General features: G+C 65.2%; 17 protein-coding genes. 10 read left to right on the top strand and 7 right to left on the bottom strand.

The features are described from left to right. Positions 1-2 precede the first annotated feature (2 nt). Genes phnE through CW305_RS01335 form a run of 4 tightly spaced genes read right to left on the bottom strand, consistent with a single transcriptional unit; the run spans position 3 to position 3,319 of the window. Positions 3-770 (bottom strand): phosphonate ABC transporter, permease protein PhnE, encoded by a 768-nt coding sequence (phnE, locus tag CW305_RS01320; RefSeq protein WP_104096901.1) that lies wholly within the window; start codon positions 768-770, stop codon positions 3-5. Next, entirely contained in the window at positions 767-1,600 is an 834-nt protein-coding gene (locus tag CW305_RS01325; RefSeq protein ID WP_041013241.1) for a PhnE/PtxC family ABC transporter permease, read from the bottom strand. Before CW305_RS01325 ends, phnE begins: the two co-directional genes overlap by 4 nt. After that, positions 1,594-2,448, bottom strand: a complete 855-nt coding sequence (locus CW305_RS01330; protein ID WP_104096902.1) for a phosphonate ABC transporter ATP-binding protein — start codon at positions 2,446-2,448, stop codon at positions 1,594-1,596. The genes CW305_RS01325 and CW305_RS01330 overlap by 7 nt, the downstream gene beginning before the upstream one ends. A 19-nt stretch (positions 2,449-2,467) precedes the next feature. After that, a complete protein-coding gene (locus CW305_RS01335) occupies positions 2,468-3,319 on the bottom strand; it encodes a putative selenate ABC transporter substrate-binding protein (RefSeq protein WP_044315067.1) in 852 nt (283 codons plus the stop codon). A gap of 225 nt (positions 3,320-3,544) precedes the next feature. Between CW305_RS01335 and CW305_RS01340 the strand changes: the two genes are divergently transcribed. After that, positions 3,545-3,742 (top strand): hypothetical protein, encoded by a 198-nt coding sequence (locus tag CW305_RS01340; protein WP_041013243.1) that lies wholly within the window; start codon positions 3,545-3,547, stop codon positions 3,740-3,742. Between the two features lie 85 nt (positions 3,743-3,827). Here CW305_RS01340 and CW305_RS01345 read toward each other — a convergent pair whose 3' ends face one another. Further along, positions 3,828-4,640, bottom strand: coding sequence for an undecaprenyl-diphosphate phosphatase (locus CW305_RS01345; RefSeq protein ID WP_104096903.1), 813 nt, complete (start codon positions 4,638-4,640; stop codon positions 3,828-3,830). A 280-nt stretch (positions 4,641-4,920) separates the two neighbouring features. On the opposite strand from CW305_RS01345, the gene CW305_RS01350 reads away from it, so the two are divergent. The 5 genes from CW305_RS01350 (at position 4,921) to CW305_RS01370 (ending at position 10,502) form a co-directional block, all read left to right on the top strand. Continuing rightward, the gene (locus CW305_RS01350; RefSeq protein WP_104096904.1) at positions 4,921-5,808 is read left to right on the top strand and encodes an NAD(P)-dependent oxidoreductase; all 888 of its coding nucleotides are present in this window, start codon (positions 4,921-4,923) and stop codon (positions 5,806-5,808) included. After that, complete coding sequence (locus tag CW305_RS01355; protein ID WP_023444479.1) at positions 5,805-6,587, top strand: hydroxypyruvate isomerase family protein; 783 nt, start codon at positions 5,805-5,807, stop codon at positions 6,585-6,587. The genes CW305_RS01350 and CW305_RS01355 overlap by 4 nt, the downstream gene beginning before the upstream one ends. 120 nt (positions 6,588-6,707) lie before the next feature. Beyond that, on the top strand, positions 6,708-8,054 hold the full coding sequence (locus tag CW305_RS01360) for a spinster family MFS transporter (RefSeq protein ID WP_104096905.1): 1,347 nt from the start codon (positions 6,708-6,710) through the stop codon (positions 8,052-8,054). A 157-nt stretch (positions 8,055-8,211) separates the two neighbouring features. After that, on the top strand, positions 8,212-9,477 hold the full coding sequence (locus CW305_RS01365; protein WP_104096906.1) for an Hsp70 family protein: 1,266 nt from the start codon (positions 8,212-8,214) through the stop codon (positions 9,475-9,477). Between the two features lie 116 nt (positions 9,478-9,593). After that, positions 9,594-10,502: a CHAD domain-containing protein gene (locus CW305_RS01370; protein ID WP_104096907.1), complete on the top strand. Its 909-nt coding sequence runs from the start codon at positions 9,594-9,596 to the stop codon at positions 10,500-10,502. 146 nt (positions 10,503-10,648) lie between these two features. Here CW305_RS01370 and rapA read toward each other — a convergent pair whose 3' ends face one another. Next, a complete protein-coding gene (gene rapA, locus CW305_RS01375) occupies positions 10,649-13,498 on the bottom strand; it encodes an RNA polymerase-associated protein RapA (protein ID WP_046620658.1) in 2,850 nt (949 codons plus the stop codon). Positions 13,499-13,649: 151 nt separating this feature from the next. Here rapA and CW305_RS01380 point away from each other — a divergent pair, with 151 nt between their 5' ends. From CW305_RS01380 to ccoM, 4 genes are all read left to right on the top strand, one after another. After that, on the top strand, positions 13,650-13,946 hold the full coding sequence (locus tag CW305_RS01380) for an aspartate-semialdehyde dehydrogenase (protein WP_090521698.1): 297 nt from the start codon (positions 13,650-13,652) through the stop codon (positions 13,944-13,946). 1 nt (position 13,947) lies between these two features. Continuing rightward, positions 13,948-14,565: an alpha-ketoglutarate-dependent dioxygenase AlkB family protein gene (locus CW305_RS01385; protein ID WP_104096908.1), complete on the top strand. Its 618-nt coding sequence runs from the start codon at positions 13,948-13,950 to the stop codon at positions 14,563-14,565. Continuing rightward, positions 14,562-14,723 carry a hypothetical protein gene (locus tag CW305_RS23320; RefSeq protein WP_014821192.1) on the top strand — a complete coding sequence of 54 codons (162 nt, stop codon included), beginning with the start codon at positions 14,562-14,564 and terminating at the stop codon, positions 14,721-14,723. Before CW305_RS01385 ends, CW305_RS23320 begins: the two co-directional genes overlap by 4 nt. 242 nt (positions 14,724-14,965) lie before the next feature. Continuing rightward, positions 14,966-15,073 carry a cytochrome c oxidase subunit CcoM gene (ccoM, locus tag CW305_RS23850; RefSeq protein WP_023444473.1) on the top strand — a complete coding sequence of 36 codons (108 nt, stop codon included), beginning with the start codon at positions 14,966-14,968 and terminating at the stop codon, positions 15,071-15,073. Between the two features lie 74 nt (positions 15,074-15,147). Here the strand turns inward: ccoM and pulA are convergent, their stop codons facing one another. Continuing rightward, the gene (pulA, locus tag CW305_RS01390; protein WP_104096909.1) at positions 15,148-18,267 is read right to left on the bottom strand and encodes a pullulanase-type alpha-1,6-glucosidase; all 3,120 of its coding nucleotides are present in this window, start codon (positions 18,265-18,267) and stop codon (positions 15,148-15,150) included. Positions 18,268-18,340: the final 73 nt, after the last annotated feature.

Consider the following 18,340-nt stretch of genomic DNA (forward strand, 5'->3'; position numbering starts at 1 on the left):
GATTAGCCTCGCACCCAGCGCTGCCTGGCCCAGGCACTCAGGCTGTCGACCGCCAGTACCATCGCCAGCATGGCCAGGATCACCGTCGAGGCTTGGGCTTCCTGGAACAGGCTGAGGCTCATGTAGAGCATCTGGCCCAGGCCGCCAGCGCCAACGAAGCCGAGCACGCTGGCCATGCGAATATTGTTTTCCCAGCGGTACAACGTGTAGGCCACCAGTTGTGGCCAGAGCGAGGGCAGCGTGCCGTAGCAGAATGCCGTGATGCGTCCGCTACCGGCCAGGCGAAGGGCGTCGGCGGGCTGGGGCGGGGTATTTTCCAGCGCTTCGGCGAACAGGCGCCCCAGCACGCCAGCAGTGTGCAGCGCCAGCGCCAGGGTGCCGGCGTTCGGCCCGAGCCCCGCTGCCAGCACCATCAGCGCGGCCCAAACCAATTCCGGAATCGCCCGCAGCGCATTGAGCAGCAGGCGTGATGCGGCCTGTGCCAGCAGACCGAAACGGCCGGCCGCGGGGAGTGCCAGCAACAAGCCGAACAGGGCTGCGAGCAATGTGCCGATGGCCGACATCGCCAGGGTTTCCAGCGTGCCGCGAGCGATCGCCTGCAGATGCGCGGGCGACAGGTCCGGCGCCATGAATCCCGAAGCGTAGGCGGCCATCTGCGCAAGGCCGTCTCGGCTGAGCAGCGCGGCGCTTTCCAGCTGCAGGAAGGCAAAGGCGGCCACCACGGCCGCGACCAGCCCGGCCGGAATCAGCAGGCGCGACAGCAGACTCATGCGAATCTCCAGCGCAGCATTCGGCTGAGCAGATCGGCCAGCAGCACCAGCGCGAGGAACGTCAGCAACATGGAGGCGACTTCGCCGCCGGCGAACATGCGCATCGACAGGTCCATCTGCTGGCCGAGTCCACCGGCGCCGACGAAACCCATCACCACCGAGGCGCGGATCGCACATTCCCAGCGGTAGACGCTGTACGACAGCATCTCGCCCGTGGCCTGCGGCAGCACGCCGTAGAGGAAGGCCTGCAGCCGCGAGGCGCCGGCACCGAGCAGTGCGCGGGCGGGTAGCGGGTCGACCGATTCGAAGATCTCCGCGTAGACCTTGCCGAGCATGCCGGCGTAGGTGATGGCGATGGCCAGCACGCCGGCGGTCGGCCCCAGGCCTACGGCGCGGACGAACAACAGCGCCCAGACGATCTCCGGGATGCTGCGCAGCACGATCAGCAGGCCGCGTACCGGCCAGCGCAACGCTTGCGCCCACCAGGCCGGGCGACCACCACGGCTGAGCGCCGAGAGCGACAGGGCGCGGGTGGCAAGCAGGGCGCAGGGGATGGCGACAGCCAGAGCCAGGGTCATGCCGGCAGTGGCGATTGCCAGGGTTTCCAGTGTTGCCTGCCAGAGCAGGCCAAGGAATTCGCCGCTGTGCTCCGGTGGCCAGAACGCCGAGAGAAACGTGCCCATGGTGTCGGCATTGCTGCCGTCGAACAGCACACCCAGGTCCAGTTCGCTCAGCCTTACCCCTGGCCACAGCAGCGCCACGGCCAGCAGGGTCAACATCAGGCGTGGCGCGGCGGCAGGATCGTGGCGGGCAGCTGCGGGGTTCAGCATCGCGGAATGTTCAGTGGCGGGGTCGCTGCAGCAGGTGGCGACGGGGCATGCTGAAGCTGCTCATTGGCATACAGCGCCGCCAGCTCGTCGGGGCCGATTTCGCTGGCAGGCTTGTCGAACAGGATGCGGCCGTCACGCACGCCGACGATTCGCGGAAAGTGCTCCAGTGCCAGCTCCACTGCATGCAGGCTGGCCAGCAGCGTGGCGTTGCGACGTTGCGCCTCGCGGTTGAGCACTCCCAGCGTGTGACTGGCGAGCACCGGGTCCATGGCTGAGACGGGTTCGTCGGCGAGGATCAGCTCCGGCGCCTGGTAAAGCATGCGGGCGATTCCGACCCGCTGCAGCTGGCCGCCGGATAGCTGATCGCAGCGCATGTACAGCTTGTCGGCAAGGTCGAGCCGCCCGAGCGCCTCGGCAGCGCCCTTGCGGTCCAGGGGATAAAGCAGGCTGAGCAGGCTTTTGGCTAGCGACCATTTGCCAAGACGCCCCGCCAGTACCGCCGTCACCACCCGCTGTCGCGGCGGTAGCGGCGGCGCCTGGTGGATCAGACCGATCTGGCTGCGCAGGCGTTGGCGAGCGCCCGCCGAGAGTGTCCAGGGGCGTTTGCCGAGCAGCTCGAGATCACCCTGATCAGGCTTGAGCGATGTGGCCAGCAGGCGCAGCAGCGTGGTCTTGCCAGCCCCGGACGGGCCAATGATGGCGACCCGTTCACCCTGCGCAACCTGCAGGTCGAGCCCGCACAGTGCGAGCTGGCCGCCAGCGTGGGTGTGGCCCACGCCGGCCAGCTTCAGCGCCGGCTCAGGCTGTGCAGCGAGGCCTGGCGCCGGCGGTGTCTGCAATGTGCTCATTGCTGATGCTTACGTGCCATCACTTGAGCAGGCCGGCGGCGCGCGCGGCTTCTTCGATTCCGGCGTAGTTCTCCGGCTTGGTCTCGATAAAGCGACTAGCAGCCTGCAGATCAAGAATCGCCTTGTGCTCCGGGTTGGCCGGATCGAGGGCGAGGAAGGCAGCCTTGATCTTCTCGACCAGCGCCGGCTCGAGGTTGCCGCGCACGGTCCAGTTGTAGTCGTAATAAGGCGGAGTGGTGGAGATCACCCGGACCTTGTCGGTGTCGACCTTGCCGGCCGCGACCAGCTTGTCCCACACCGAGGCGTTGAGCACGCCGGCGTCGGCCTTGCCGGCCTCGACCCAGGCGGCGGTTGCATCGTGGGCGCCGGAGTAGGCGATGCGCTTGAAGAACTGCTCCGGCTGGATGCCGTCCTTGAGCATGAAGTAGCGCGGCATCAGGCTACCCGAGGTCGACGACACGGAGCCGAAGGCGAAGGTCTTGCCCTTCAGGTCGGCCAGTGACTTCACCTCCGGATCGGCGGTGATGAACTTGCTGGTGAACTGCTCGTCCTGCTCGCGCTGCACCAGCGGGATCGCATCGCCGGTCTTCAGGCGCGTCTGGACGAAGGTGAAACCGCCCAGCCAGGCGAGATCGAGGCGGTCGGAAGCCAGGGATTCGACCACGGCCGCATAGTCCGATACCGGGGTGAACTTCACCGGCATGCCCAGCTGCTGTTCCAGGTATTCGCCCAGCGGCTTGAACTTGCGAATCAGCTCGGTCGGGGCTTCGTCGGGGATAGCGGAAACCCGCAGGGTTTCAGCGGCGTGGGTAGTAGCAATAGACAGGGACAGGGCAAGGCCGGCGACGGCTGCCAGGGAGCGCTTCAGCATTGAGGGTTCTCCGGTTCAATAGCGGAAAAAGCGCGCGGATTATAGAGCGAGGCAGGCGTGTGGCGCCAAGGGAAAGCTGCACAGGGACGCTTGGAGCGCTTCTGGCACATTTCCATTGCAGAAATATCGTGTAACACGACGAACTTTTTTCAGGCCCCAAACCTAAGTGATCTGTAGTGGCCGAATATGTGCAATGTGCCACCCCCGCAGGCAAAGGAAGCGAATGTGAAGTGCGATAAGAAGCGTCAGTCCACCATGGTCTGGGCAGATGGTCACTCGTTCAGAGAGGTAGCGCGAATTCAGGCGCAACCTGTTGGCAGCGCGGAAATACGCAGCGTGCCTTTGACCGAGAAGATGTTCACCGAGGCGCGTATCGCAGCTGTCCTGCTCGGCCCACTGCTGATCGACCTGCCTCAGGGCTGATTGGGCGACCTCGCTCCGGCCAGCGCCGCGGCAGCGCGAGGGATCGCAAGCCGCGGCAAGGCGTTCAACGTATCAGCAGGTGCGCTCAGGCGCCGGCGAACAGTACCAGCAGCACCACACCGAGGATCAAGCGGTAGATCACGAACGGCAGCATGCCGACGCGCTCCAGCAACTTCAGGAAGATGTGGATGCACAGGTAGGCACTCACCGCCGACAGCACCACACCCAGCCCCATCGCCGTCCAGTCAACCGCTACCCCGCCTTCCACCAGGTCGAGTGTGCTCAGCCCGCTGGCAAGCACGATCACCGGGATCGACAGCAGAAAGGAAAAGCGTGCTGCGCCGGAGCGCGACAGGCCCAGCAACAGCCCGGCGGTCATCGTCACGCCCGAGCGCGAGGTGCCGGGAATCAGCGCTAGCGCCTGGGCGCAACCGATCAACAAGATGTCCTTCCAGTTCAGGCTGTGCTCGTCGCGCGGTTGCGTGATTCGCCGGCTGACCACGTCCGACCACCACAGCAGCAGACCGAAGCCGATGGTCGCCCAGGCAATCACCAGCGGCGAGCGCAGCTGGACTTCGATGAAGTCCTTGAACAGCAGCCCAGCGATGCCGACCGGAATCGTTCCAAGGATCACCGCCCAGGCCAGCCGGCTGTCACCGACCCGCTCGCGGCGGGCTAGCGATGCGAACCAGTCGCGGGTCATGCCGAAGACTTCCAGGCGGAAGTACCAGACCACTGCGGCCAGGGTGCCGAGGTGCACCGCCACGTCGAATGCCAGTCCCTGGTCGTCCCAACCCACCAGGTGCGGGAAGAGGATCAGATGAGCCGAGCTCGATACCGGCAAGAACTCGGTTAGTCCCTGCACGATGGCCAGGACGATGATCTGAATTAAATCCATTGTTTGTTTCCTGCGATGTCTTCTGATGCACGCGCGTTGCCAAGGGCAGGCGTGCGTTGAGCGGATGGGTCTGCGCGAGGCGATGCCCCAGGGCCTCCTTCAGAGGCGCTCGACGGCGGATCGTTCCGGTTGGTCGGGCAATTTGCTGGATCGGTCACATTGGCATTGTGGCAGCAGTAAGGGAGCATTGAGCAGTTGAGGGGGGAGGGAGGTACATCGTTTGGCCGTTCCTGGCGGTGCGGCGCTAGAATCACGACCTCGTTCGTCAAGGAGCCGCCTCATGTCCGACCTGCCAACCCTCGCTTTTGCCGGTATCGGCCTGATGGGCCTGCCGATGTGTCGACGCCTGCTGGCGGCGGGGTATCGTCTGGCGGTGTGGAATCGCTCGCCCGAGAAGTGCCAGCCGCTGGTAGAGGTGGGGGCCAGGGCGGTGGCGACGCCCGCCGAGCTCTGTGCCGAGGCCGACATTGTGCTGTTGTGTCTGGCCGACACCGCCGCTGTGCGCGAGGTGCTTTTCGGCAAGGGCGGCATCGCCGAAGGTGGCAAGGCCGGCAAGCTGCTGGTCGATCACTCGAGCCTGGAGCCGACGGCAACCCGCGACATGGCCGCCGAGCTGGAATTTCGCAGTGGCATGCGCTGGGTCGATGCCCCGGTCTCCGGTGGAACGCCGGGCGCGGAAGCCGGCAGCCTGGTGATCATGGCCGGCGGACGCGACGAGGATGTCGAGCGGGTACGGCCGGTGCTGATGAACCTGGGCCAGCGCCTTACCCATATGGGTGGGGTCGGCGCCGGCCAGGTGACGAAGGTCTGCAATCAGATGATCGTCGCCTGCAATGCGCTGGTGATCGCCGAGGTCGTGGCCTTGGCCGAACGTGCCGGAGTCGACGCCAGCCTGCTGGCACCGGCGCTGGCCGGCGGCTTCGCCGATTCCAGGCCGCTGCAGATTCTTGCCCCGCAGATGGCAGCGAGCGAGTTCGAGCCGGTTAAATGGCATGTGCGCACCCTGCTCAAGGATCTGGACACTGCGGTGAAACTGTCCCGTGAGCAGGGTTCGGCGACGCCCTTGAGCGGCCTGGCCGCGCAGCTGATGCGCCTGCACGGCAGCCAGGGCAATCTGGAGCGCGACCCCGCCACGCTGGTGCAGATGTACCGGGAGGGCGGCCAATGAAGATCGCCGCCAATCTATCGCTGCTGTTCACCGAGCTGCCGCTTACCGAACGCATCCTCGCCGCCCGCACCGCCGGTTTCGATGGCGTGGAGATCCAGTTTCCGTACGAAGTGCCGGCCATTCGCCTGAAAGAGCAACTCGAGCGCGCCGGCATGCCGCTGGTGCTGATCAATCTGCCCGCCGGCGATCTGCTGCAGGGCGGACCAGGTCTGGCGGCGGTGCCGGACCGGCAGGAGGCCTTCGACGCGGCTCTGCAGGAGGCGCTGACCTATGCGCTGATGGTTCGACCGGCCAGTGTCAACGTGCTGCCGGGCCGCCTCGCCGAGGGCGTCGACCGCGAGCTGGCGCTGGAGACGCTCGAGCACAACCTGTGGAAGACCGCCGACGCCTTCGACATGCTTGGCATCCGTGTGCTCTGCGAAGCGATCAACCCGCTCGACATGCCAGGCTTTCTGATCAACAGCGCGGCGGATCTGGAGGCTCTGCTGCAGCGCGTCGATCACCCCAACTGCCTGGCGCAACTGGATTTCTACCATATGGCACGCCAGCAGCTGGACCTGCCCAGCTGCATTACCCGGCTGGGCGAGCGCATCGGTCATGTGCAGTTCGCCGACTGCCCGGGCCGCGGCGCGCCTGGTAGTGGTGAGCTGGACTTCGGCGCAGCGCTGCAGGCCTTGCAGGCCAGCGGCTACCAGGGCTGGCTGAGCGCCGAATACAAACCGGGGGAGCAGGGCACCGAAGCCGGCCTGGGCTGGCTGGCCGAGTGGCGCGGGCGCTGAGCCATCGCGGGGCATAAGCGAAGGTGATGTTCGGAGACAGGATCAGGCACAGACTCTAGAGTCATGGTCGAGTCCCGGCTGGTCTGCGGCCGGAATATAAGAACAATCGAGACCGACGTCATGCAGCCTTCTACCCAAGCATCCAACGCCTGGCGCGTGCTGTTTCTGCTCTTTCTGGCGAACCTGTTCAACTTCTTCGATCGCACCATACCGGCGATCATCGCCGAGCCGATCCGCCTGGAGTGGAGCCTCAACGATTTCCAGCTCGGCCTGATCGGCACCGCCTTCACCATCGTCTACGCCATTGCCGGGCTGCCCCTGGGGCGCATGGCGGACCTCGGTTCGCGGCGCAAGATCATGGGCTGGGGGCTCACCGCGTGGAGCGGCCTGACCGCGATTAACGGCCTGGCCTGGAACTTCTGGAGCTTCCTGCTGGTGCGCATGGGCATCGGCATCGGCGAGGCCAGTTACGCGCCCGCCGCCAACTCGCTGATCGGCGACCTGTTTCCGGCGCACAAGCGCTCCCGGGCCATGGGCATCTTCATGCTCGGCCTGCCGTTGGGCCTGTTGCTGGCGTTCTTCACCATCGGTTCCATGGTCGAGGCGTTCGGCAGCTGGCGCGCGCCCTTCTTCATCGCCGCGGTGCCCGGCCTGGTGCTGGCGCTGTTCATCTTTCTGATCAAGGAGCCCAAGCGCGGCGCCGCCGAGACCGTCAAGGTTTCCCAGGAGCCGGTGCAGCAGCCGATCCGCAAGGTGCTGTCGATTCGCACCTTCTGGTGGCTGGTGCTGGCCGGCCTGGCATTCAACTTCGCCACCTATGCCTGCAACGCCTTCATGGTGCCGTTGCTGATGCGTTATCACGGTGTCTCGCTGGTACAGGCGTCGGTCGCCACCGGCGTGATCGTCGGCTTGACCGGCCTGTTCGGGTTGACCCTGGGCGGCTGGGTCGCTGACCGTATCCACCAGCGCTACGCCCGTGGTCGCCTGATCTTCGCCGCTGTGAGCATGTTGATCGCGACCATCGCGACCGGCTATGCGCTGCTGGCCGGCCGCATCGAGGTCGGCATGTTCGTCGCGGTGTTCAGCATTGGCTGGCTGTTCTCCTACAACTTCTATACCTGCGTCTACAAGGCAATTCAGGACGTGGTCGAACCGCGCCTGCGGGCCACGGCCATGGCGCTGTTCTTCGCCGGCCTGTACCTGCTGGGCGGCGGCATGGGGACAGTAGTGGTGGGGCTGCTCTCGGACCACTTCGCCGAAGGGGCGATGCTGGCAGCGGGCGCCAGCGAGATGGCCGAGGCGTTCCGTGCCGAGGGTCTGCACGGGGCGATGTATCTGATACCGGCGTCGCTGCTGCTGACCATGCTGTTCCTGTTCCAGGCATCGCGGACCTTCTGCGCCGATGCCAAGCGCATGACTGCCGGGATGACGGCCGATGCGCCCGGCGCGGAGGCGGTGCCTGCCTGATACATTTGCGTTATGGGGTTTGTGCCCGGACCAGCGATGGCCGGGCATTTTTTTGCCTGGAGAAAGCCATCGAGGGGCTAACCGACGATAGGCCTGCATCGGCGGGCCGCCTCCTTTACACTGCGCGGCCGTTTTTTCAGTACCCGTGGAACACGCCATGCTCAACGCCTCATCCGCCCGCGCCTGCGGCATCGACTTCGGCACCTCGAATTCCACGGTTGGTTGGTGGCGCCCCGGCGTCGATCCGCTGATCGCGCTGGAAGGCGAGCAACCGACCTTGCCGTCGGTGGTGTTCTTCAATCTCGAAGAGCGCAGGCCGGTCTACGGTCGGCAGGCGCTGAGCGAATATCTGGAGGGCTATGAAGGCCGCCTGATGCGTTCGCTCAAGAGCCTGCTCGGCTCCAAGCTGCTGAAAAGCGAAACCACCGTGCTCGGCAGCGCCATGCCGTTCAAGGAAATCCTCGGCCTGTTCCTCGGCACCCTCAAGCAGCGCGCCGAAACGGCTGCCGGCCGGCCATTCGAGGAAGTCGTGCTGGGGCGGCCGGTGTTTTTCGTCGATGACGACCCGCAGGCCGACCGCGAGGCATCGGACACCCTCGCCGCTGCCGCCCGCAAGATCGGCTTCAAGGACGTGTCCTTCCAGTACGAGCCGATCGCTGCGGCCTTCGATTACGAGTCGCGTATCGAACGCGAAGAGCGCGTGCTGATTGTCGATATCGGCGGTGGTACCTCCGACTTCTCGCTGGTGCGGCTGTCGCCCGAGCGTCGGGACGTCGATGATCGACAGGCTGATATTCTCGCCACCGGCGGTGTGCACATCGGCGGTACCGACTTCGACAAGCAGCTGAGCCTGGGCGGGGTGATGCCGCTGTTCGGCTATGGCAGCCGGATGAAGAGCGACGCACCGATGCCGACCAGCACCCACCTCAACCTGGCCACCTGGCACACCATCAATGCGGTCTACGCGCCGGCCTCGCTACGGGCGTTGCAGAGCATGCGCTACGACATCGTCGACCCCACCGGTATCGACCGGCTGTTCCGCCTGATCGAGCAGCGCGCCGGACACTGGCTGGCGATGCAGGTGGAGCAGGGCAAGATCGAGCTGACCGAGGCGGAGCAGTTCGCCATCGACTTCCAGCGTATCGAGCCGCAACTGCAGGTCGAGCTGACCCGCCAGGGCTTCGAAGGCGCCATCGCCGCACTGCTTGACCGCATCGGTGGCAGCATCAATCAGCTGCTGGCGAATGCCGGCGTGCGCCATGATGAGGTCGATACGGTGTTCTTCACCGGTGGCTCGAGCGCCATTCCGGCACTGCGCGACAGCGTTGCCGGGCTGCTGCCCCGTGCACGGCATGTCGAAGGCAATCGCTTCGGCAGCATCGGCAGCGGATTGGCCATCGAGGCGCGCAAGCGCTACGGTTGAAATGAAATCCCGGCGTTGCTGACACAAATCTTCACATTGCCGGGACAACACCCGGCGTGGCGTGCGGGTCTCAATACGGATGCTCCAGCGGAGCGTGTCATTGAGGGATAACGCAAATGGCCTATCGAATACGCCCAGCGCGCAATGCTGCCAAAGAGGTGCGCAAGGCCGCGCTGGGGCGCATCAACAAGGCGATCCAGGCGCTCTGTGTCGAGCCGTCCGAGCGGGCCGAGGGCGTGCACCAGGCGCGCAAGCGCTTCAAGGAATTGCGCGCGCTGCTGCGGCTGGTGCGTGAACCGCTCGGTGCGCATTTCAACGTTGACAATCGTCGGCTGCGCGATGCCGGACGACGCCTGGCCGAGTCACGCGATGCCGCCGCCATGCTGGAAAGCTGGGACGCCCTGGCGCGCACCGATCAGCCACTGTTCGTCAGCGATGCGTTCCGCCAGATCCGTCTGCGCCTGCAGCAGCGCGCCGCGCCGGATGGTGAGGTGCATAGCGGCTTCGACGTGGAAGTGACGCAGGTGCTGGGTGACCTGCGCGCACTGACTCGAGACGTGCAGCACTGGAAATTGCCGGGCAAAGGCTTCGGCTTGCTCGCCGCGGGCTTTCGGCGAACCTATGCCGACGGTGTGCGGGATCTCGCACGTGCGCAAAAGGCGGACTCGGATGAGTTGCTTCACGAATGGCGCAAGCGGGTGAAGGACCACTGGTATCACTGCCAGCTGCTGTCTCCGTGCTGGCCGGATGCGCTGGAAACTCGCGCGGAACAGCTCAAGCAGGTCGCCGACGCGCTGGGTGACGACCATGACCTGGCGGTGATGACTGAGCTGATGCAGGGCGAGCCCGAGCTGTTCGGTACACCAGATACCCGTGAAGCGGTGCAGCGCTGTATCGAACAGCGGCGGGCGCAATTGCAGCAGCGCGCGCTGCGCCTGGGCCGCCGCTTGTATGCCGAACCGCCAAAGGCGCTGGCGGAGCGGGTCGGGGCGTACTGGCGTATCGCACGTAAGGAATCGGAATAATAGGAGCACGCCTCGACGAGGCCATTCTCGGGGAAGCGCGGACCGCCTCGTTCAGGTCGGGAACGAGGGGTCCAACCGCTGGCGCGTTGACCTGAACGGATGGTTTGGACACCGCCTTCAGGACACACGGGCAAAGCGCTGCCGGCTCAGCCGGCGACCAGCACCCGTATTGCCTCCAATCGCAAGGCGGCCTTTTCCAGTGCTGCCAGACCGTCTTCGCGCTGCTGACGCAGGGCTTCGATCTCGCTGTCGCGCACGCTCGGGTTGACTGCCTGCAGGGCTACCAGTCGCGCCAGCTCCTCCTCCAGGCCGGCCTTGAGCTTGCGTTGTGCCTCGGCAACGCGCTCGCTGTGGCGGGGCGCGATCTTGGCTTCGGCGGCGGCGATCTGGGTGGCCAGCACGTCGCGCTGGGCTTGAACGAACTTGTTGGCGCTGGCCCGCGGCACGCTTTCCAGCTGATCGTTGAGCGTATCGAAGGCCACCTTCGAGGCCAGGTCGTTGCCGTTGCCGTCGAGCAGGCAGCGCAGCGCCAGCGGCGGCAGGAAGCGGCTCAGTTGCAGTGCACGCGGCGCCACCACTTCACTGACGAACAGCAACTCGAGCAGTACGGTGCCCGGCTTGAGCGCCTTGTTCTTGATCAGCGCGACCGCGGTGTTGCCCATGGAACCGGACAGCACCAGGTCCATGCCGCCCTGCACCATGGGGTGTTCCCAGGTGAGGAACTGCATGTCTTCGCGGGCCAGGGCCTGTTCGCGGTCGTAGGTGATGGTCACGGCTTCGTCATCGCCCAGCGGGAAGCTGGCATCCAGCATTTTCTCGCTGGGGCGCAGTACCAGGGCGTTTTCCGAGTGGTCTTCGCTGTCGATACCGAACGCGTCGAACAGCTGCTCCATATAGATCGGCAGGGCGAACTGGTCGTCCTGCTCCTCGATGGCTTCGACCAGCGCCTTGCCTTGTTCGCCGCCGCCGGAATTGAGTTCCAGCAGACGGTCGCGACCGCTGTGCAGTTCGGCTTCCAGACGCTCGCGCTCGGCGCGGGCCTCGTCGATCAGCAGCTGATAGGTGTCGTCGTCACCTTCTTCCAGCTGCCCCAGCAGACGCTGTCCGAAGCGGTGCTGCAGGGCGTTGCCGGTCGGGCAGGTGTTGAGGAAGGCGTTCAGTGCCTGGTGATACCACTTGAACAGGCGTTCCTGCGGACTGGTTTCCAGATACGGCACGTGCAGCTGGATGGTGTGCTGCTGGCCGATGCGGTCGAGACGGCCGATGCGCTGCTCGAGAAGGTCCGGGTGCGCCGGCAGATCGAACAGCACCAGATGGTGGCTGAACTGGAAGTTGCGGCCCTCACTGCCGATTTCCGAGCAGATCAGCACCTGCGCGCCGAACTCCTCGTCGGCGAAGTAGGCCGCGGCGCGATCGCGCTCGAGGATGCTCATGCCTTCGTGGAACACCGTGGCCGGAATGCCGGAGCGCACGCGCAGCGCGTCTTCCAGATCCAGGGCGGTCTCGGCATGGGCGCAGATGACCAGCACCTTGTACTTCTTCAGCATCTTCAGGGTGTCGATCAGCCATTCCACGCGCGGATCGAACTGCCACCAGCGGTTGCTCGCCTCGCCGTCGTCCTGCTGGCTCTGGAAGGCCACCTCCGGATACAGCTCGGCATGCTCGCCCAGCGGCAGTTCGAGGTATTCGGCCGGGCAGGGCAGCGGATAGGGATGCAGCTGGCGCTCCGGGAAACCCTGCACGGCGGCACGGGTGTTGCGGAACAGCAGACGGCCGGTGCCGTGACGGTCGAGCAGCTCGCGGATCAGCCGGCTGCTGGCCTCGATGTCGCCATCGGTGGCGGCGGCCAGCAGGGCTTCGCCCTCGGCGCCGAGGAAATCGTGGATAGTCTGGTGTGCCTGCTGCGAGAGCCGGCCCTCGTCGAGCAGCTCCTGCACGGCTTCGGCCACCGGCTGGTAGCTGGAGCTTTCGGCGCGGAAGGCATCGAGGTCATGGAAACGATTCGGATCGAGCAGACGCAGACGGGCGAAGTGGCTGTCCAGGCCGAGCTGTTCCGGAGTTGCAGTCAGCAGCAGCACGCCGGGGATCACTTCGGCCAGCTGTTCGACCAGTTTGTATTCGGCGCTGGCACCTTCCGGGTGCCAGACCAGGTGGTGCGCTTCGTCCACTACCAGCACGTCCCAGCCTGCGGCGAAGGCAGCGTCCTGGGCACGCTCGTCTTCCTTCAGCCATTCCAGCGATACCAGTGCCAGCTGGGTGTCTTCGAACGGGTTGCTGGCATCGCTCTCGATGAAGCGCTCGGCATCGAACAGTGCGACTTCCAGGTTGAAGCGGCGGCGCATCTCCACCAGCCACTGGTGCTGGAGGTTTTCCGGAACCAGGATCAGCACCCGGCTGGCGCGGCCTGAGAGCAGTTGGCGATGGATGATCAGGCCGGCTTCGATGGTCTTGCCCAGGCCCACTTCGTCGGCCAGCAGTACGCGGGGGGCGATGCGGTCAGCGACTTCCTTGGCGATGTGCAGTTGGTGCGCGATGGGCTGCGCACGCACGCCACCGAGGCCCCATAGCGAGGACTGCAGCTGGGCGCTCTGGTGCTGCAGGGTGTGGTAGCGCAGGCTGAACCAGGCGAGCGGGTCGATCTGCCCGGCGAAGAGGCGGTCGCTGGCCAGGCGGAACTGAATGAAGTTCGACAGCTGGGTTTCCGGCAGGGTGCGGGCTTCGTTCTGCGCGGTCAGGCCGTGGTAGACCAGCAGGCCGTCGACGTCGTCGACCTCGCGCACGGTCATCTTCCAGCCTTCGAAATGGGTGATCTCGTCACCGGGCACGAAGCGCACCCGCGTCAGTGGGGCGCTGCGTGTCGCGTACTGGCGCGTTTCGCCGGTCGCCGGATAGAGCACGGTGAGCATCCGCCCATCCTGGGTCAGGATGGTTCCGAGGCCGAGTTCTGCCTCGCTGTCGCTGATCCAGCGTTGCCCCGGTAGATACTGCTGCGCCATGCTGCCTCCCGCTGTGAAAAAGCCGGCTATGGTAACGGAACGTCGCCAGCAGAGCGACGGCCGATGGCGACTGCGTGACGCATGAAGTGTAGCGGTCCTGTTAAAGTTGGCCGGTGCCGCGCCGATTCATCGGTAAAGAGGGGTAACGAGCATGCTGCCACCCATCCCATCAGGCGTATTCCCGGTCAACGCCCAGCAGGACGTGGTCAAGCCGCGCCCGGAGATCGCACCGGTGGCACCCGTGCAGCCGAGCCCGGACGAAAGTGCGGTTACCCTCGACCGACGTCATCCGCAGGAGAGCGCCGAGATGCTGCGCGACGAGCAGCGGCGGCGTCAGCGCCGGGGTTATACCCCGGAGGAACTGGCGACCGGAGAGACTGATGAGCAGGACCAGGCCGAGCTCGAAGAGCTGCCGCGCCAGGGACTCTGGGTTGACGTCGAGGTCTGAGGTGTTCACGAACGACCCGAGCCACGCTTCATCGATCGAGTTGCCGGACGCCGCACTGGACTACTACCCGGGGTGGGTCGACAGCGAAACCGCCGATGCCTGGCTGGAGAAGCTCGTCAGCGCCACGCCCTGGTCGCAGCCCGAAATCCGAATCTATGGCCGCCAGGTTGCAGTACCACGCATGGTCGCCTGGTACGGCGACGCGGACGCCAGGTATCGCTATTCCGGCCTACGACATGATCCGCTGGCCTGGACACCGCTGTTGCGCGACATCCGTGAGCGTCTGCAGCACGAGACCGGTCAGCGCTTCAACGGCGTGTTGCTGAACCTGTATCGCGACGGGCGCGACGCCATGGGCTGGCACAGTGACGATGAGCCCGAGCTGGGCGATTGCCCCACTGTCGCTTCGCTGAGCTTGGGCGCTGAGCGGCGCTTCGATTTGCGGCGCAAGGGCAGTGGGCGGATTCAACACTCGCTCGTCCTCGCTCATGGCTCGCTGCTGGTCATGAGGGGCACGACGCAGCATCATTGGCAACACCAGATTGCGCGGACCAGCAAGGTGCTGCAGCCGCGCGTCAACCTGACCTTCCGCCTGATCGAGACGAGGCCGAGCAAATGAGCAGCGACGAGAAGTTGATCGACTTTAGTGCAGAGCGCGCAAAGCGCATTCACGACCTCAACGACAAGCGCCTCGAGGAGATGCGCAAGACCTTCGAGCAGGTCCTGCCGCTGGGCAAGGCGAAGAAGAAGGGCAAACGCTCTCCGAAGAAGCGCTAATCGCGCCCCCCTTCAACATTGCACAGATCGATTCGCTATTAGCCGCTCGGCTCTCACCACACTTCTGCTGCTGCCCCTGCCGTTTTTCACCTCAAACACCCCTGTTTTCTTGACCTGGATCAGTCGTTGCTCACGGCTGTGCGCGCTGCTTTGTGGCCATTGACCCGGGTCAATTTTTTTAGGGGGGAGCGGGTTTAACTTGAACCCATCGAATAGCGAATCAGGTTTCGGAGGTAGGTCTCATGTTTGTCGATGATGTGGTGCTCGCAGGGGTGGTCACGGTCGGCCTGATGGTCGCCTTCCTCGGAGGCTTCGGATATTTCATCTGGCGGGATGCGCACAAGAAGTAAGCGATTCCCGGCAGATTCAAAGAGCACGCAAGGCATTTAGGCGACCTATGGTCGCCTTTTTTTTTGCGCGCGATTTACCGGCGTGTCTGAGGTTGGACGAATACGATCGTCGTGAACGCCGGTACCTCGAACTCCCCACTGGTGACCTTGGCCTGGCGGCTGATCGGGTCGACCGAACCCTTCAGCACCGGGTGCAACTCGTAGCCGTCCGCGCCCGGCAGGCGAACCGGCCTGTCCGAGGCATTGATCACCACCATCAGCGAGCTGTAGCGACGGTCCAGATCGCGGCCGTCACGCGGACCATCGGCCAGACTGAAGGCGATCACGCCGGGCTGCTGTTCGGGGCCAGTGTTGTGAAACTGTAGGCGCCGTTGCACCTCGCGGGCGCTGTCGAGCTGGAACAGTGCGCTGTCGCTACGGGTTTTCAGCAGCTCGAGGAAACGTCGTTTCGCCGCGACGATGTCGGTGGTGCCCGGTTTGGCCTGCGGGTCGACAATGATCCTGCGAATCAGCGGCCAGTTGTCGCCGTCCTTGTCCGCGCGCGGCAGGCCCTTGTTCCAGTTGTTGTCCTGGTAGCTGAAATCCACCCCGTTGAACCAGTCGCCCGAATCGTAGCTGTCGCGCTGCATGGACTTCGATCGCAGGATGTCCGAGCCGAGATGGATGAACGGCACGCCCTGGCTGAACAGCGGCACCGACAGCGCCACCATGTGCAGGCGCACCCTGTCGGCAACCGACAGGCTGCTGGCCAACTTGTACTGGTTGTTGTCCCACAGCGTCTGGTTGTCGTGCTTGGAGACGTAATTGACGGTTTCCTGCGGGTCCAGCGTATAGCCGGCGGGCTGGCCGTTGTAGTCGATCTCGCTGCCTTTGCGCGTGCTGCCGTCGGCGGTCACGAATTGGAAGTCGCGTAGCCCGCCAGCAATGCCGACGCGGATCAAATCGGTGGCGTGCAGCAGTTGCGCTTTTTCCTGAGCCCCGGCGCCGCTCAGCTCGTTGGGTCGCAGATAGAGCCCGTTGGCGAAGCCCTGGTTGCGGCGAATGCTGTCGCCGCCGTCGAAGGGGCTGCCGCCACGGACTGCATCACGTTGCCGGTCGTTGAAGGTACCGACGCCGGTACCGGCCATGTTCAGCTGGCTGGCATTGATGCCCCGTGCGTTGCCGGCAACCTCGCCGAACTCCCAGCCTTCGCCGTAGAAATAGGTGTCGCGATCGATGCGGCGAACGGCGCGATACGCATCGACGATCTGCTCGCGCATATGGTGCCCCATCAGATCGAAGCGAAAGCCGGCGATCTTGTAGTCGCGTGCCCAGACCTTCAGCGAGTCGATCATCAGCTTGGCCATCATGCGATGCTCGCTGGCGGTGTTCTCGCAGCAGGTCGAGGTTTCCACCGCGCCGGTCGTCGGGTTGCGGCGGTGGTAGTAGCCGGGTACGACCTTGTCCAGAACCGACTTGTCGGCCAGGCCGGAGGCGTTGGTGTGGTTGTAGACCACGTCCATCACGGTGGCCAGGCCGTTGCCGGCCAGGGCCTGCACCATCTGGCGGAACTCGATGATGCGCTGCACGCCTTCGGCATCGCTGGCGTAGCTGCCCTCGGGCGCGGTGAAGTGGAAGGGGTCGTAGCCCCAGTTGAAGTCATCCAGCCCACGCAGGTCGTCGTACAGTGACTGCGCCTGGCCGCTGGCCGGGTCGAAGCCTTCCAGCACCTGGCGGATGCTCGCCGCGCTGCAGTATTGCGCCCAGCGCTCCCGGGCCGCATCCGACAGGTCGCAGAGCTTGGCGAAGGGGTCGTCCAGATTGATCCGCCGAGCGGGGTCTTCGTTGATGGTCGCGATGTCGAACACCGGCAGCAGCTGCACGTGGGTGAGCCCGGCCTTCTGCAGGTCGCGCAGGTGCCGCATGCCGTTGCTGTTCTGGTGGGTAAACGCTGCGTAGGTACCGCGCAGCGCGGCCGGCAGGCTGGTGTCGCTGGCGCTGAAGTCGCGCAGATGGGTTTCGTAGATCACGCTCGCTTCGGGGCGCTCCGGGTGTGGCGGACGCACGGCATCCCAGCCGGCTGGTTTGAGGTCGCCCGCGTTCAGGTCGACGACCTGGGCGTACTGGCTGTTGCGCGACAGGCTCAGGGCGTAGGGATCGCTGACCAACGTCGTCTCGATCCTGCCGCTGCTTGGTCGGTAGGCGGTGACTTCGTACTGGTAGTACTGGCGATCCAGTGAGCGCGGGCCTTCCAGACTCCAGACGCCGAGCCGCTCCCGCATAGACTTTGGATAACCGGGTAGCAGCTGTTTGGCGGCATCGAATACGTGCAGGCGAACCCGCTGTGCGGTCGGTGCCCAGAGCTTGAAGGACACACCTCTGGCATCGAGCGTCGCGCCCAGCTCGCCGTTGTAGGCGAACAGCATGTCGAGGATGCCGGCGGTCTGCACTTCGGTGGCATCGATGACCCGGTCGTCCGCGTCGTAGGCGATTACCACCAGTTGGCTCATCACGGCGCGGCGAATGTCTTTCACACCTGCCGTGATTCGGTAAGCGGGGGCATCGGCCAGGTGCGGGTGCTGCCGCTTGAGGCCATCGCGCAGGCTGGACGGCTGCATCGCCAGGGGCTGCCCGCCGCTGACGGCTCGCGCCTCGCTGTCGATGCGGATGCTGGCGTCGCTGGCATAGCGCAGTTCCAAGCGGCTGGCGCCCGGCGCACCGCCCACCAGTGCGAGCGTGAACGGATCAAGCCAGTGCGCCCGCGCGCCCTTGATCGCCACGGCACTGCCACTCAGCGGCGTGCTGGACAGCTGCGGGTTGCCGCTGACCGTGAAGACACGACGGCCCAGTTCGTCGAAGCGCCAGGTCATGTCGCCACCGCCCAGGTCCTTTTCGTCGCCCTTGTGCATGATCAGATTCAGGCAGCTGGCATTGGCGCTCAGTGGAATGCGGTACAAGGCGCCGTACCGCGGGTCGGTATCCACCGCCGCGAGCGGTTGCGCCCAGCTGGTTTCAGTCGCACTTCCGTTGCAGGCGGGGGTGTTCCATAGATGTGGACCCCAGCCGTTGTAGTCACCATCGGCGCGCTGATAGTAGAGCAGGGCCTCGTCGGGGCCAGGGTCGAGCGGGGTAGCCGAAGCGGATTGCGTGGCCAGCGAGAAGCCGGCAAGGGCGAGCGCCGCCAGGCGCCGATAAGCGATCGAGCGAGTGAGCATGGGTGAGGGTCCCGTTGTTGTTCTTCTTGTACTGCTCGCTGGATGGTCGGCGCGGGGTATCCGATAAGCATCC

The sequence above is a fragment of the Stutzerimonas kunmingensis genome (assembly GCF_002929225.1).
Taxonomy (GTDB): Bacteria; Pseudomonadota; Gammaproteobacteria; order Pseudomonadales; family Pseudomonadaceae; genus Stutzerimonas.